Source organism: Microbacterium istanbulense, from assembly GCF_037204145.1.
Taxonomy (GTDB): Bacteria; Actinomycetota; Actinomycetes; order Actinomycetales; family Microbacteriaceae; genus Microbacterium; species Microbacterium istanbulense.
The window spans coordinates 448479-463360 of record NZ_JBBDGN010000001.1 but is presented as its reverse complement, the minus strand read 5'-3'; the positions used below and the strand labels follow the sequence as shown (position 1 = coordinate 463360).

Below are 14882 nucleotides of genomic sequence, written 5' to 3'. Positions count from 1 at the left end.
GGCGCCCCGCAGCGGGGGCAGGGCGCAATGCCTGATGTCAGCGGCGTCAGCAGGTCGTTATGCACATTGCGTCGCGGGGAGCCGACCTAGCATTCACGACACATCCCAACACGGCGAGGAGGCCGAACGTGACGAGCTACAGGGTGTCGATGGACATCGGCGGGACATTCACGGACATCGTGACGTTTGACGAGACGACGGGGCAGTTCCACGCCACCAAGGCGTCCACGACCCCGGGGCATCTCAGCACCGGTGTGCTGGAGGGGCTGGAGTCGGTCATCGATGACCTGTCGGACATCGACTTCATCGTGCACGGCACGACGCAGGGCCTGAACGCGTTTCTGGAGCGTCGCGGCGTGCCGGTGCTGCTGCTGGCGACCGATGGAGTGCAGGACGTCTATCACATTGCCCGCGGACCGCGGCACCGTCTGTACGACGCGCAGTACCGCAAGCCCGAGCCGCTGATCGAGCGTCGCGACGTCGTCGGCATCGGCGGGCGACTGCAGTACGACGGCACCGAACTGGTCGCCCTCGACGAGGCGGCCATCCGCGCAGCCGGCGAGCGCGCGAAGAAGGAGGGCTACGGCGCTGTCGCCGTCGCGTACCTGTTCAGCTACCGCAACCCCGCGCACGAGCTGCGCACCCGCGAGATCCTGCGCGAGGTTCTCGGCGACGACTTCACGGTGTCGCTCTCGCATGAATCCGCCAAGGAATGGCGCGAGTACGAGCGCACCTCGTCGGCGGTGATCGAGGCGTACACCGGCCCCGTGGTGCGGGCGTACCTCGTGGAGCTGGAGAAGCAGCTGGCCGCGCGCGACGTCGACGCGCCGCTGCACATCATGCAGTCCTCCGGCGGTGTGCTCACCGCGGCCTCTGCGCGTGAGAGGCCGCTGCAGACGCTGCTCTCGGGCCCGGTGGGCGGTGCGATCGGCGGCGAGGCGCTGGCGAAGGTCGTGCGCAACCCCAACCTCATCGGCGTGGACATGGGCGGCACGTCCTTCGACGTCTCGCTCGTCGTCGACGGCGTGCCGGATGTCTCGACGGAGGCGGTCCTCGAGGGCCTGCCGATGCTGATGAGCATCGTCAACATCCACACCATCGGCGCCGGCGGCGGGTCGGTGGCCTGGGTGGAGGCTGGCGGCCTTCGCGTCGGACCGCGCTCGGCCGGAGCCCAGCCGGGACCTGCCTGCTACGGACGCGGCGGCACCGAGCCGACCGTCACCGACGCGAACTTCGTGCTCGGGCGGGTGGATGCGAAGAACTTCGCCGGCGGCAAGATGAGTCTCGACCGTGAGGCGGCCGTCCAGGCGCTCGAGGAACTGGGCGGCCAGCTCGGCTTCGGCGCCATCCAGATGGCGGAGGGCATCTGCGATGTCGCGAACTCGCAGATGGCGCAGGCCATCCGCACCATCACCATCTCGCGCGGCATCGAGCCTCGCGACTTCTCGCTCGTCGCGTTCGGCGGCGCCGGCCCGATGCATGCGGTCTTCCTGGCCAAGGAACTCGGCATCCGCGAGACGATCGTGCCGCGCTTCCCCGGCGCCTTCTCGGCCTGGGGGATGCTGCAGGGCGACATCCGCCGCGACTTCACCGAGCCGTACTACTTCCTCGACGTCGACCTGGACACCGCCGACATGGCACGCGTGCTGCGCGAGGTGGAGACCTCGGGCCTCGCGTCGCTGCAGTCCGAAGGCGTTCCCGCCGACGCGCGCTACGCGCAGCACTCCGTGGACGTGCGCTATCTCGGCCAGGAGTACTTCCTCACCGTGCCGCTGGACAGCGCGGACGAGCCGCTCGAAGCGGACTTCCTCGAGCGCCTCGGCGAGCGGTTCGCGCACGCCTACGACGCCCGCTACGGACACTCCACCCTGGGCGCGCCCATCGAGATCGTCACCCTGCGCACGCGGGTCGTCGGTGCCCTCTCCGGCGCGCAGACCTTCACGATCCCCGCCGCCGAGTCGGAGGACTTCGCGCACGAGATCCGCAAGGTCGTCTTCGGTGGCGAAGAGCTCGACACCATCGTGACCGAGCGTGATGCGCTGCGCGCCGGCCACACCCTGCTCAGCCCGGCGATCATCATCGAGCCCACCGCGACCACGGTCGTCCCGCCCGGATTCTCCGTGCTGGTCGAAGAGCACGGCGCACTGCTGATCACCAACCTCGAGATCGAAAAGGAGTCCTGATCATGGCATCCACAATCCTGGACGAGACGGCCGAGAAGGCCGAGGTCGCTGTCGACCCCGTCACCGTCGAGATCATCCGCAACGCCCTCAACAGCGCCGCGGAAGACATGAACGCGACGCTCATCCGCTCCGCATACTCGATGATCATCTACGAAGGCGGTGACTGCGTCGTCGCGCTGCTGGACAACAAGCATCAGGTGCTCGGCCAGTCGGCGGGTCTGCCGCTGTTCCTCGGCAACATCGAGACCTGCTCGCTCGCGGTCGAGGCCAAGTACGGCCGCGACGTCTGGCGCGACGGTGACGTCTGGATCCTCAACGACGCGTACATCGGCGGCACCCACCTCAACGACGTGACGATCTTCGCGCCCGTGTTCGTTGACGGTGTGCTCGTCGGGTTCTCGGCGACCCGTGCGCACTGGATGGATGTCGGAGCGAAGGACGTGGGTGCGTCCATGGACTCCACCGACATCTTCCAGGAGGGCTTCCGGATGGGTCCGGTCAAGCTCGTCAACGACGGGATCGAGACCGATGTCGTCGAGCTCATCCAGACGAACACCCGATTCCCGTACCAGACCATCGGCGACATGCACGCCATGATCGCCGCGCTGCGGATGGGTTCCATCCGCATGGAGGAGCTCGTGCGCAAGTACGGCCTCGACGTGCTCGAAGCCGCCCGTGACGAGATCTTCCGCCAGACCGAGGAACTCGAGCTCGAGCGGGTGCGCCACATCCCCGACGGGGTCTATCACGCCGAGGGATTCCTCGACAACGACGGCATCGACCTGGACACCCCGATCCCGATCAAGCTCACGGTCACCGTCTCGGGCAACCAGATCGAGTTCGACGTCACGGAGTCGGCCGACCAGGCCAAGGGCCCGGTCAACTGCGGTGTCGCGCAGGCGATCTCCGCGCTGCGCGTCGGCTACAAGATCCTCATCAGCCCGGAGACCAGCTCCAACGGAGGATCGTTCCGCCCGCTCACGGTGAAGGTCAGGGAAGGCTCGGTGCTCGGCGCTGTCGTGCCCGCCGCCTGCCAGTTCTACTTCTCCCACCTCGGCATGCTGATCGACATGGTCTCGCGCGCCCTCGCGCCGGCTCTGCCCGATCGGGTGGCGGCGGCCAGCCACGGCGACTCGATGATCATCACCAGCGCCGGCTTCGACCCGCGCGTCGGGCGGGACTGGGTGTCGATGGAGGCGACCCTCGGCGGTTGGGGTGCATGGGACGGCTCCGACGGTGAATCGGCGCTGATCAACAACGTCAACGGATCCCTGCAGGATTTCCCGATCGAGATGGTCGAGACCAAGTGGCCGTTCCGCATCCGCGAGTACTCGATCCGTCAGGACTCGGGTGGCGCGGGACGCTGGCGCGGAGGCAACGGCGTGCTGCGTGAGTACGAGTTCCTCGCCGACGGCGTGTTCAGCCTCTGGTTCGAGCGCTCGAAGACGCCCGCCTGGGGTCTGTTCGGTGGCAACGACGCCACGGGCCCCGACGTGGTGATCAACCCGGGCACGCCCGAGGAGGAGCACATGCTCAAGGTCAATGCCCACCGGGCGACCAAGGGCACCGTCATCCGCCTCGCCGTCGGCGGCGGTGGCGGGTACGGCGACGCCGCGCTGCGTGACCCTGAGGCCGTCCGCCACGACATCGAGAACGGCTACCTCAGCCGCGAACGCGCCGCGGCCGACTACAGCCACGTCGACCTTTCCTGACCACCCCGATAGTCACATCTCACTCGAAAGCGTGGTACCCCCCATGAAGAAGAAGTACCTCACCCTGGCCGCGGTGACCATCGCCGCAGCCACGCTCCTCACCGGATGCGGATCCTCGGCCTCATCCGGCACCGCACCCTCGTCCGACTCGGGAGACGAGGCGCTCAGCATCGGGTTCTTCGGCTTCGCCGCCGCGAACTCGTTCGCCCAGGGCGTCTTCTCCGGCGTCGAGGCTGCCGCCGAAGAGAACGGGGCGACGGCAACGTTCGTCGACTCGAACTTCGACGGCCAGGTGCAGGCGCAGCAGATCAACGACGCGGTGACCTCGAAGCAGTTCGACATCATCGTCATCCAGGCCAATGACAACCTCGTCGTGCAGAAGCCGCTCGAAGACGCCGTCGCCGCCGGGATCACCGTCGTCGTCGAGTTCACCCCGGTGGGCGCGGACTTCTCCACGGTCGATCCGCAGATCGAGGGGGCGATCTCGATCGTCGACCCGCCGATCCTCAACGGTGAGGCGCTGGGAAAGATGGGTCTGCTCGCCTGTGAGGACGCGGGCGCCGACCCGTGCAAGGTCGCCTACATGGAGGGTTTCCGCTCGCTCCCGCTCGACAACGCGCGCACGAAGGCCGTCGTCGACACCCTCACCGCGGGCGGAGCCGAGGTCGTCGCTCAGGTCGAGGGCGGCTACACCGCCGACACCGGCCAGGCCGCCTATCAGGACATCATCACCGCTGACCCCGACGTCGACGTCGTGATCGGCTCCGCGCAGGCGATCGGCGGTGCCAAGCTCGTCGCCGGTGACGCCAGCGACGTGAAGTTCGTCGGCAACGGATCGTCCCGCCAAGCTGTCGCCGCTGTGATGGACGGCAGCTGGTTCGCCACCTACGCGCTCGATGTCTACAAGAACGGCTTCACCGCCGCCGAGCTGGGCATCAAGCACCACAACGGCGAGAAGGTCACGATGGCCAACAACGAGGCCGAGCTCGCCCCGGGCGAGGGCATCGGGATCAAGGCGAATCTCGAGGGATTCACCGCCACCTACGACGACTGACGCGGCCACCGGTCGGCGGAGCGCAACCTCCGTCGGCCGGTCCGCGCGTCACCGCACCCCAAAGGAGGGGGCATGACACCTGCGCCCGGCACACTCACGGCGACACCGAGCATCCAGCTGGAGGCGGTCGGCAAGTCGTACGGCGGCATCTCGGTGCTCCGCGACATCACCCTGGAGATCTCGCCCGGCGAGATCCATGGCCTGCTCGGCGAGAACGGCGCCGGCAAGTCGACCCTGCTGAAGATCCTCGGCGGTGCGATCAGCACCGATACCGGCTCCATCGCCTTCGACGGTGAACGCGCCCGGCTCGGCAGCCCGCGTGACTCCATCGCTCGCGGCGTCTCGCTCATCGCACAGGAGCTGGCGCTTCTGCCGCAGCGCACGGTTCTCGAGAACGTGTTCCTCGGCCGCTGGGCCCATGCCGGCGGCGTGGCCGTGCCCGGCAGGGACCGCGACGAGTTCGCCCGGCTCTGCGCAGAGACGGGCTTCGACCTCGACCCCGATGCCATCGTCGGCGATCTCCCGCTGGGAACCGCCCAGCAGGTGGAGATCCTCAAGGCCATCGCCCGCGGTTCTCGCGTGTTGTGCCTTGACGAACCCACGGCGGCACTCGGCGAAACCGAGACCGAACAGCTGCTCGCCGTCATCCGTGCGCTCGCGGCCTCCGGAGTGACGATCATCATCGTCTCTCACTTCCTCGAAGAGATCCTCGGGCTCGCGGACCGGATCACCGTGCTGCGCGACGGCAACCTCATCGTGACGGAGGACGCCGCCGGGCACACCCCGGAGTCGCTCGTGCGCCTCATGGTCGGCCGTGACGTGGCGTCGCTCGCGCGGCGCCCTGAGCCTTTCGCGGTGGATGCCCCGGTGGTGCTGCAAGCAACAGGGCTCACCAACCGGCGCATCGCTGATGTGTCGCTCGAGGTGCGCTCCGGCGAGATCGTCGGCCTTGCCGGGCTCGTCGGCAGTGGCCGCTCCGAGACCCTGCGTGCGATCTTCGGCGCCGACCGGCTCACCTCCGGGAGCGTGCGCGTGAAGGGCGAGCCGGTGCGTCGACCGGCGATTCGCCGCATGATCCAGCGGCGGCTGGCGCTGGTGCCGGAGTCGCGCAAGGACGACGGCCTGGTGCTCGGGCGGGATTCGGCCGAGAACATCGCCCTCCCCTCGCTCGGCCAGCGTCAGATCGGCGGTGTCGTCCGCCGCCGCGTCGAACGGGAGGCCGTCGAGCGAGCCGTGGTCGCCGTCGACGTGCGCGGCAGCGTCCGCAACGTGCCGATCGGCGCGCTCTCCGGCGGCAACCAGCAGAAAGCCCTGTTCGCGAAATGGCTCGTCTCGCCGCCCGAGGTGCTGCTCATCGATGAACCCACCCGAGGCGTCGACATCGGCGCCAAGGTCAACATCCACAACCTCATCCTCGATCTGGCCGCGGCCGGCACTGCCGTCATCGTGGTCAGCTCCGAACTCGAGGAGGTGATGGCGCTGTCACATCGCATCCTCGTCATGCGGCACGGCGGCATCGTCGCCGAGTTCGTCAGCCCCGCCGACCGCGAGGACATCCTGTCCGCCGCATTCCTTTAGGAGACGTCTCGTGACCACCCAACTGACCACCGTGGATCCCGCCCCGGCGCGGGCAACGGCACCCCGCCGGGGGCGCCGTATCAACTTCAAGGACTTCGGCATCCTCGGCGGACTGCTCGCCATCGTCGTGTTCCTCAGCCTCGCCACCAATACGTTCCTCACCGGGCAGAACATCGTCAACCTGCTCGATCAGGCCGCCGTGATCGGTCTGCTCGCCGTCGGGGCGACGCTCTGCATCGTCTCCGGCGTCTTCGACCTGTCGGCCTCGGCCACCCTTGCCGTCTCCGCGATCGCCGGTGTGTTCCTCACCCAGAAGCTCGGTGTCGTGCCCGGCTTCATCGGTGCTTTGCTCGTCGGCGCCGCGCTCGGCACGGTCACCGGCACGATGATCGTCATCACCAAGGTCAACTCCTTCATCGGGTCGCTGGCGATGAGCATCATCTATCGGGGCCTTGCCATCGTGCTCACCGGCGGCATGATCCTCGCGGTGGCGCCGGACCAGCTCGAGGCGTTCCGGTTCTGGGCGCTCCCCGCGGTCGGAGGCCTCACCGGCGGCACGCTGCTGTTCATCATCGTTGCGATCGTGCTCGGCTTCGTGCTCTGGGGAACCACCTACGGTCGCCGCATCTACGCGGTCGGTGGCAATGAAGAGGCAGCGCGGCTGAGCGGCGTACGCACCCCGCTCATCCACATCTCCGTGTTCGCGATCAACGGCGTGTGTGCGGCCGCGGCCGGCATGGTGCTCGCCTCGCGGGCCGGCTCTGCTCAGCCGTCGCTCGGCACCGGCATGGAGCTCACCGCGATCGCGGCGGTCGTCATCGGCGGCACCAGCATCCTCGGTGGCGCCGGTGCCGTCTGGCGCACGGTCGTCGGCGTCATCATCCTCACCGTCATCGGCAACGGCTTCAATCTGCTGCACTGGGACACGACCTACCAGCAGGTCGTCACCGGTGTGCTGATCTTCGTGGCCGTCGCCGCCGATGCATGGCTTTCGCGATCGTCCCGCCGCGGGAGAGCATAGGAACACCCGCTCCCGAAAGGCGATCTCATGCGTATCGGTGTGCACGTGGGCGCGAACAGCGTCCGTGCCGCCGCCCTCGTCGACAGTGATGTCATCGAGGCGGCAGAACCCACAGTCGGCCTCGACGACCTGGGCGATGCGGTGGCGCGCGTCCTGCGCCGCGTGCGCACTCGTCTCGGCGAGGAGATCTCGTCGGTGATCGTCGACGTGAGCGAGGTGCTCACCCCGGACGACAGCGCCGACGTGGTCGCCGTGCTCATCGAGCCGAGAATCCCTGTGGTTCCGCGGCGCCATGGCTGGGAGCAGGATGGGCTGCGTGTCGACACCGCACAGATCCGCGGTGGGCATACCGCCCTCGGGGATGAACTCGTGCCCCTCGATGAGGAGGCGCTGCTGCAGCTCGCGGCAACCGTGCCCGCCGGGGCGCATCTGATCCTCTCGGCGGCCGGTGCGCCGTGCAATCCGGTGCACGAACGCCGTGCCGCCGAACTGCTGCGCGCCGCCGCCCCCGTGGCGAGCGTGACCGAGTCGCACACCTTCTTCAGCGACAGCATCCTCGTGCGGGAACATACCGCCGTCGTGAACGCCCTGCTTCTGCGCCAGGGTGAGCAACTCAGCGGCATCCTCGCCGACGCGGTCGCGCGGGTCGCCGGAGACGATGCCCGGGTGTTCGTCAGTCGCAATGATGGGGGCTGCAGCTCGCTCGCGCGGCTGTCGGTGACGCCGGTGCACTCCGTCCGATCGGGAATCGCCGCCGCCGTTCGCGGGGCCGCGACGTTGGCCGGGCGCTCCAGCGGGCGTCTCGTCCTGGCGCTGCCCGATGCGGTGCTGATCGGTGAGTTCACGGAGGGGATGCTCCCCGCGGTGGCCCGCCCCCCTCTGCCCGCCGGGAGGGCCGTACTGGCATCCAACTTCGCGCAGGTGGTCCCGCTCACGGATCTCCTGATCTCCGGCTCCACGGAGGCCCCCGTCGCGGTTGCGGCGGAAGGGTGCGAGGGCGCGCTGGGCGCCTTCGGGTTGGAACCCGCCCTGATCACCGGCCACGCCCTGGTCGCCCTCGGCGCGTCGACGGCGCCCCTGTCGCACTGGCACAACGGCATCGCTCGGATCGTCACCGCGAACGATGTCGCCAAGGCTCTGCGCGAGGGCGCCCAGATCGCCCGCGCCGCGCTCGTCGCCGCCGGCGCTGCCCCCGACGACGTGCGTGTCACCGAATCGCGCGTTCTCGCGACCTCCTACGACGAGGCGCAGGTCGTGCGCATCCGGGTGCGCACGGTCGCCGCCACGCCGGGGCGCCACAGCGGGCGCCGCGCGACGATGAGGGGGGCGGCATGAGCATCCGCCGCCTCACGGAACGCGACATCCAGCACCTGTGCACCGGTGCGATGTTCGTCGCGTGCACCGTGGATCATGCGACATGCCTGCACTATCGCGACCTGCTTCTGGACCTCATGGCCACCTCCGGGCGAGCGCCCGAGCTCATCACGGCAGACGAGCTGGATCCGGATGACGTCACCTGCTCCATCGGGTACGTCAATAAGGGGCTGATGTTCTCCGAGATGATGCCGATGGGCGATGAGCTCGAGAGCGCTCTCGCACGGCTGCAGGGTCGGCTGGGTGTCCCCGTACGGGGGGTCTACCCGCTGGCCGCGGCGAGCGTGAACGCGCTCGTGCCGGTCTACCTTGCGCTTCGGACCGGACGACCCGTGGTCGACGCCGATCCGATGGGCCGGGTCTTCCCCCTGCTGCAGCACACCACACTCGCACTCGCGGGGCTCAGCGCGGGCCCCATCGGGCTCACCGGTCCGACGGGCGAGACAGCGGTGCTGGAGGTCGAGTCACCCGTGCGCGCGGAGCGTCTGGTGCGTGCGCTCGCGGCAGAGCTGGGTGGCTGGGCGGCCACGGCCTCGTATCCGGTCACGGCCGCCGAACTCGGGCGCTACGGCATCGCCGGCAGCGTCAGCCGCCTGATCGAGATCGGTCAGGTGCTCGACGCGCCCCGACCGACGGTCTCGAAGTATGCCGACCTCACCGGGTTGCTCGGCCTGCGCAAGGTCATCCGCGGCACCGTGATCGAGGTCGAGGGGTTGTCGCGGCCATCGGTGCCGGGTATCCCGGATCGTCCATCGAGCGTCACCCTCGTGGATGCCGCCCTCGACCGGATCGTGCGCATCGAGATTCAGAACGAGATCCTCATGCTCCTGGTCGACGGGGCCGTGCAAGCGATCCTGCCCGATGTCATCACGCTGGTGCTGCCGGAGGATACCGGGGTGGCAGGCCTCGATGATCTGTGGGTGGGGAACCGGCTCGATCTGCTGTCATTCCCCGCCTCGCCGCAGTGGTACTCGGCCGAGGGCCGTGCCCTCGTCGAGCCGCTCGCGATCCAGGGTGCGATCCGTGGACGAGGGAGTGCGGCATGATGCGCGAGGGACGCCGCGGCGTCAGCCTGAACGACCTGCTCGCCGCGGACTCGGCCTCGCTCACCGCGCATTTCGTGCCGCCCCATGAGCAGTTCGTCAGCGACGTCGCACTGGTGACCGAGGTGGAGCAGATCCTCTCGGTCGGACCGGATGCGGTGGTGCTGCTCGGCCAGGACTTCGCGCTCGGCGGCTGGGTGGTCTCGGTGGCGCTGCGCTATGCGTGGGAGCGGCACGCGGTGGCGTTGATCGTCTCGGACCAGCTGCTGTCCGACTCGGTGGTGGAGCTGGCTCGTCGCTTCGGCGTCTCGCTCTTCACGACGGCGCGGGCGATCGATCGCACGGCCATTGCCCTCGCCCGCAGTCTCGGAGCCCGCGAAGCCGGCGTGCTCGCGCGCCTCAACGTGCTCCACGAACGGGTGCTGCGAGCGGGGAGCCTCACGGAGACGCTCCAGGTCGTCTCGCATGAACTCGGCGGCGGAGAAGTCGGCGTCGTCATCGATGGCGTCGTGGCGCAGAGCGTCGGGCGTCGGCGAGCGGATGCCGTCGACGTGCGTCAGCGGCTCGTCACCGCGGATGCCGCGCGGGAGCTCGTGGCGGGCGTGCCCCGTCAGGAGCAAGAGTTCACCGAGCGTGCCCTCGCGCGCGCGGCCGCCAGCGTGCACGCGTTCCTTCTGGCGGATGAGCTGCGCGAGCTGCGTCGGGCGGCTCCCCTGCTGTCGTTCGCCGCCCTCGTCGGTCTTGACGATGCCCCCACGCCACCCGACCTCGGCGCGGGAGGGCCGCGTGCGGCGGTCGCGCTGCGCTTGGTCGATGGCGGCGCTGACGTTGCCACCGCGCTGGCTCCCGTGGTCGGCACCCGATGGCATGCGCGCTTTCCGCGGGTGCCACTGGCGCGCACGGATGTCGGGTGGGTCGCGGTGGTGCCGCTGCGGGCCGGTGCCGCGGCGGCCGCGGAGTTGCGCGCACGCCTCTCGGCTCTCGAACTCGGTGCCCTGGGCATCGCGATCGGCCTCGCCGCCGTGACGGACGACGAGACCGAAGGAACAGACCGGTCCGACGCGAAAGCGGAGCCCGGCGCCCGTGCCGACCTCTCCACGGAGGTGCTGTTGCGACGGGCCCGTCTCGCCGCCCGTGTCGCCCCGGACACAGGCACCCCGCTGCCCTTCGAGAAGCTGACCACCGCGCTGCTGCGGCGCCTGCTCGCCCCGGCCGAGGCGGCCGAGGTCGCCCGCGCCGCGATGCCGGCCCTGTTCGCCGAACAGAACACCGAGGAGCTGATCACCACCGTGGTCACCTACCTCGACTGCGCCAGCTCGGTCAGCGGGGCGGCCGCGAGGCTGGGGATCCACCGCAACACCCTGCAGCTGCGGCTCCGCCGCGCGAGCGAGCTCGGCGTTCCTCTGGGCGACCCCGAGCGCCTGCTCGGCATCCATCTGCTCTTCAGCGTGCTCGAGAGGGCACGCGCACACCCCGAACACTGACGATTGGACTCCCATGATTCTCACCGCCTTCGACGACGCCGTCGACGCCGCCCGCGCACAACTCGGCAGCATCTTGGTGACCGTGACGGTGATCACCCCCGACGGGGCAGAGGTCGCGCGCGTGGCCACCACGCACCCCGATGTCTACCCGGTCGGTGGGCGCAAGCGGCTGGACCCCTCGCAGACCTCGCCGTTGTGGGCAGAACAGGTTGTCGCGGCGCAGACGCCCTTCGTCGGGGCGGACCGGGAGACGGTGCGCTCCTTCTTCTTCGACTGGGCGACGATCGAGTCACTGGGGTGCGGTGCAATCGTGAACACCCCCGTCGTGCACGAGGGCGCCACCATCGGGTCGGTCAACTTCCTCGGCCCCGACGGCAGCCTGCCCGCCGATGCCGCGGACCTCGCGATGACCATCACCGCGCAGCTCACCCCGGATGTCGTGGCGGCGCGTGACGACGCGTTCGGCGCCGGACGATGACGGCGTTTCTCCGTCGCGGCGGCTCACTCCGCATCCGAAACGGTCTCATCTTCGACGGTGTCTCTGAGGCGCTCCACGAGCGCGATCTGGTGATCATCGACGGCATCATCCAGCCCGACGGCGCCGAAGCGCCCGCCGACGTGCCCGACTGGGATGCCCGCGGTGGCCTGGTCACCCCCGGTTTCATCGATGCCCACCTGCACGCCTACGCGCTGTCGCTCGACCTGATCCGGAATGAGACCACCCAGCTGAGCTACATCGCCCATGTGGCCAGGCGGCGACTCGGGTCTGCGCTGCGTCGCGGGTTCACCACGGTGCGTGATGTCGCCGGGGGAGATGCCGGACTGCACCGCGCCATCGCTGAGGGGCTGTTCACCGCGCCACGCTATTTCTACTCGGGGCCGGCACTGAGCCAGTCCGGCGGGCACGGCGATCCGGTGCGCGCGGACGAGACGCTCTGCTTCCATTCCGGGCCAGGACTCGAGATCGTTGACGGCGTCGACGCCCTCCGTGTGGCCGCGCGCGAGCGGCTGCGCGGCGGGGCGTCGGTGATCAAGGTGATGGCATCCGGTGGCGTGATCTCGCCGACCGATCCGCTGCGCATCCCGCAGTACTCGCATGACGAACTCGCGGTCGTCGTCGAGGAGGCGACCCGTCGGGGTGTCTACGTGGCCGCACACGCCTACTCACCCGCCGCGATCCAGCATGCGCTCGCAGCCGGCGTGCGTTCGATCGAGCACGGCAACCTCATGGATGCCGCGACGGCGCAGCTGATGGCCGATGCCGGTGCATATCTCGTGCCGACCCTGGCTGCCTATGACGCCATGTCGCGCCTGGGGGAGCAGGTCGGTCTCACGAGCGTGGGACTGGCGAAGAACGCCGAGGTGCTGGAACATGGCCGCGTCGTGATCGCGCTGGCGGCGGAACGGGGCGTGCGCGTCGGGTTCGGCTCCGATCTGATGGGCGAGCTTGAGACCGAGCAGCTCGCAGGGCTCAGACTGCAGCACGACGTGTCGGGGACGCTTGCGCTGCTGCGTTCGCTCACCTCGGTGAACGCCGACCTCGTGCAGGATGACCGGCTGGGTCGCATCCGGCCGGGAGCCGCTGCCGACGTTCTGGTGTTCGACGGGAACCCGTTCGACGACCCGACACTGCTGTGGCGAGAAGACCGGCGGCCGCGCGTCGTGCTGGACGGCGTCCCGGTTCTTGCGTCATGAACCGCGTCGTGGTGCGGGGCGTCGCTGAAGACGACGCACGGCCAGGGGCGTGGGATGCTCGCGCGGCGGCGGGTTTCACGGGTGCGCTCGGGCAGAGCCGGGTGGAGCAGCACGGCGACGAGGTCGTGGCGCTGGCCGGCCTCGGTCGGCGCTCGCAGAGGGGGACGACCGCGCTCCGCCGCGCCGCCGCCACCGTGGCTCGCAGCTTCCACGCCGTCGAAGACCTGGTGATGGATGTCGACCTTGCCTCGTTCGGAGCTTCATCGACGGCGGAGGTGGCGGCAGTCGCGGAGGGCATCGCCTGGGGCGGGTACCGGTTTCGGATGACGGGGGCCGAGAGTTACACATCCGGAACGCATGCGGCCATCCCGCGCGCTCACGGTGCCGCGGACCTCGAGCGCGAAGGATGGGCGCGCGGGGAGGCGCTCGGAGCTGCCGTCAACCTCGCACGCGACCTCGTGAATCTGCCGCCGTCCGTACTCACCCCGTGTGCCTTCGCCGAGCGTGCAGCCGGGCTCCTGCGGTCGCGAGGACTCCGCGTGCGGATCGTCCGCTCCGACGAGCTGCGCGACGGCGGGTACGGCGGGATCGTCGCGATCGGACAGGGCTCGACAAACCCACCCGCGCTGCTGGAGGTCGAAGCCGGTGAGGGCCCACCAGAGCTGGCCCTCGTCGGCAAGGGCGTGACCTTTGACTCCGGAGGGCTGTCCCTGAAGCCGGCGCCCGCGCAGATGGCGATGAAATCCGACATGGCCGGTGCCGCGGCCGTGGTGGGGGCGCTGTCCCTGCTGCCGACTCTTGCTCGCGGTCGGAGCGTCGTGGGCGTCATCCCCCTCGTGGAGAACCTGCCGGGGCCGGGATCGGTGAGACCAGGTGACGTCGTGCGGTTGCGTGACGGGGCGACGTTGGAGATCCTCGACACCGACTTCGAGGGGCGGGTGATCCTCGCCGATGCGCTGAGTCGGGCCGCAGAGTTCGGACCGGAGACGATCATCGACATCGCATCCCTCACCTACGCCGCCCAGCACGCCCTCGGCGACGACTTCGGCGCTCTCGTCGCGAACGATGACGCTCTCGCTGCGCGTGTGGAGCAGGCGGGGGCGCGCAGCGGTGACCGCGTGTGGCGGATGCCGCTGCAACCGGAACTCGAGGCGCAGATCCGCTCGGACGTCGCCGACTACAAGAACTTCCCCGGGGTCGCCTCGGCACGCGTGTCGTCGGCAGCCCTCCTGCTCAGCCGGTTCGTGGGCGGCATCCCCTGGGCGCACGTCGACATGGCGGGCCCCGCCTTCCGGCCGACCGCTGATGCGGGCGGTGCGGCTGGGGGCACGGGTTACGGTGTGCGGCTCCTCGCCGAACTGATCGCTCAGTCGCGTACGACGGCCGTCGCCACGAACTCGACGCGGTAACCGGGGGCGAGTCCAGCGCCGATCGTGAAGCGCGGCGGCCGCGGCGGCGCGATCCGGGCGAGGTACACCTCGTTCATCACGGGGAAGTCGGCCATGTCGCGCAAGATCACTTCGATCCGCAGGACGTGGGCGAGGTCGCTGCCGGCCGATTCCAGCACGGCGCTGAGGTTGTCCAGCGCCAGGGCGACCTCCTCGGCGAACGACTCCGGCACGGTGCCGTCTGCGCGCTCGCCCGCCTGACCGGCCGGAAGCACCCAGCCGCCGGATCGGGCCGCCGCACTGAACGGGCGGCCGTCGACGCCGAGCGGGGCGATGAGATCGATGTCCAT

The 14882-nt window shown here is 69.5% G+C and carries 12 protein-coding genes; 11 read left to right on the top strand and 1 reads right to left on the bottom strand.

Annotated features, from left to right (window positions below):
- Positions 1-128: 128 nt before the first annotated feature.
- The 11 genes from WDU93_RS02265 to WDU93_RS02215 all read left to right on the top strand — a co-directional run bounded on the left by WDU93_RS02265 (position 129) and on the right by WDU93_RS02215 (position 14553).
- Complete coding sequence (locus WDU93_RS02265; protein ID WP_337316920.1) at positions 129-2183, top strand: hydantoinase/oxoprolinase family protein; 2055 nt, start codon at positions 129-131, stop codon at positions 2181-2183.
- Positions 2184-2185: 2 nt separating this feature from the next.
- Positions 2186-3895: a hydantoinase B/oxoprolinase family protein gene (locus WDU93_RS02260; RefSeq protein ID WP_337316918.1), complete on the top strand. Its 1710-nt coding sequence runs from the start codon at positions 2186-2188 to the stop codon at positions 3893-3895.
- 43 nt (positions 3896-3938) lie between these two features.
- Positions 3939-4949: a sugar ABC transporter substrate-binding protein gene (locus WDU93_RS02255; RefSeq protein ID WP_337316916.1), complete on the top strand. Its 1011-nt coding sequence runs from the start codon at positions 3939-3941 to the stop codon at positions 4947-4949.
- A 72-nt stretch (positions 4950-5021) separates the two neighbouring features.
- Positions 5022-6527 carry a sugar ABC transporter ATP-binding protein gene (locus tag WDU93_RS02250; protein ID WP_337316913.1) on the top strand — a complete coding sequence of 502 codons (1506 nt, stop codon included), beginning with the start codon at positions 5022-5024 and terminating at the stop codon, positions 6525-6527.
- A gap of 10 nt (positions 6528-6537) precedes the next feature.
- Entirely contained in the window at positions 6538-7548 is a 1011-nt protein-coding gene (locus WDU93_RS02245) for an ABC transporter permease (protein WP_337316911.1), read from the top strand.
- Positions 7549-7575: 27 nt separating this feature from the next.
- The gene (locus tag WDU93_RS02240; RefSeq protein ID WP_337316909.1) at positions 7576-8883 is read left to right on the top strand and encodes a hydantoinase/oxoprolinase family protein; all 1308 of its coding nucleotides are present in this window, start codon (positions 7576-7578) and stop codon (positions 8881-8883) included.
- The gene (locus tag WDU93_RS02235; RefSeq protein ID WP_337316907.1) at positions 8880-9968 is read left to right on the top strand and encodes a DUF917 domain-containing protein; all 1089 of its coding nucleotides are present in this window, start codon (positions 8880-8882) and stop codon (positions 9966-9968) included. The genes WDU93_RS02240 and WDU93_RS02235 overlap by 4 nt, the downstream gene beginning before the upstream one ends.
- Complete coding sequence (locus WDU93_RS02230) at positions 9965-11449, top strand: helix-turn-helix domain-containing protein (RefSeq protein ID WP_337316905.1); 1485 nt, start codon at positions 9965-9967, stop codon at positions 11447-11449. Before WDU93_RS02235 ends, WDU93_RS02230 begins: the two co-directional genes overlap by 4 nt.
- A 13-nt stretch (positions 11450-11462) precedes the next feature.
- Complete coding sequence (locus tag WDU93_RS02225; RefSeq protein WP_337316903.1) at positions 11463-11927, top strand: GAF domain-containing protein; 465 nt, start codon at positions 11463-11465, stop codon at positions 11925-11927.
- Positions 11924-13144 carry a metal-dependent hydrolase family protein gene (locus WDU93_RS02220; protein ID WP_337316901.1) on the top strand — a complete coding sequence of 407 codons (1221 nt, stop codon included), beginning with the start codon at positions 11924-11926 and terminating at the stop codon, positions 13142-13144. The genes WDU93_RS02225 and WDU93_RS02220 overlap by 4 nt, the downstream gene beginning before the upstream one ends.
- Positions 13141-14553: a M17 family metallopeptidase gene (locus tag WDU93_RS02215; RefSeq protein WP_337316899.1), complete on the top strand. Its 1413-nt coding sequence runs from the start codon at positions 13141-13143 to the stop codon at positions 14551-14553. The genes WDU93_RS02220 and WDU93_RS02215 overlap by 4 nt, the downstream gene beginning before the upstream one ends.
- Here the strand turns inward: WDU93_RS02215 and WDU93_RS02210 are convergent.
- On the bottom strand, positions 14511-14882 hold the full coding sequence (locus WDU93_RS02210) for a RidA family protein (RefSeq protein WP_337316897.1): 372 nt from the start codon (positions 14880-14882) through the stop codon (positions 14511-14513). The genes WDU93_RS02215 and WDU93_RS02210 overlap by 43 nt on opposite strands.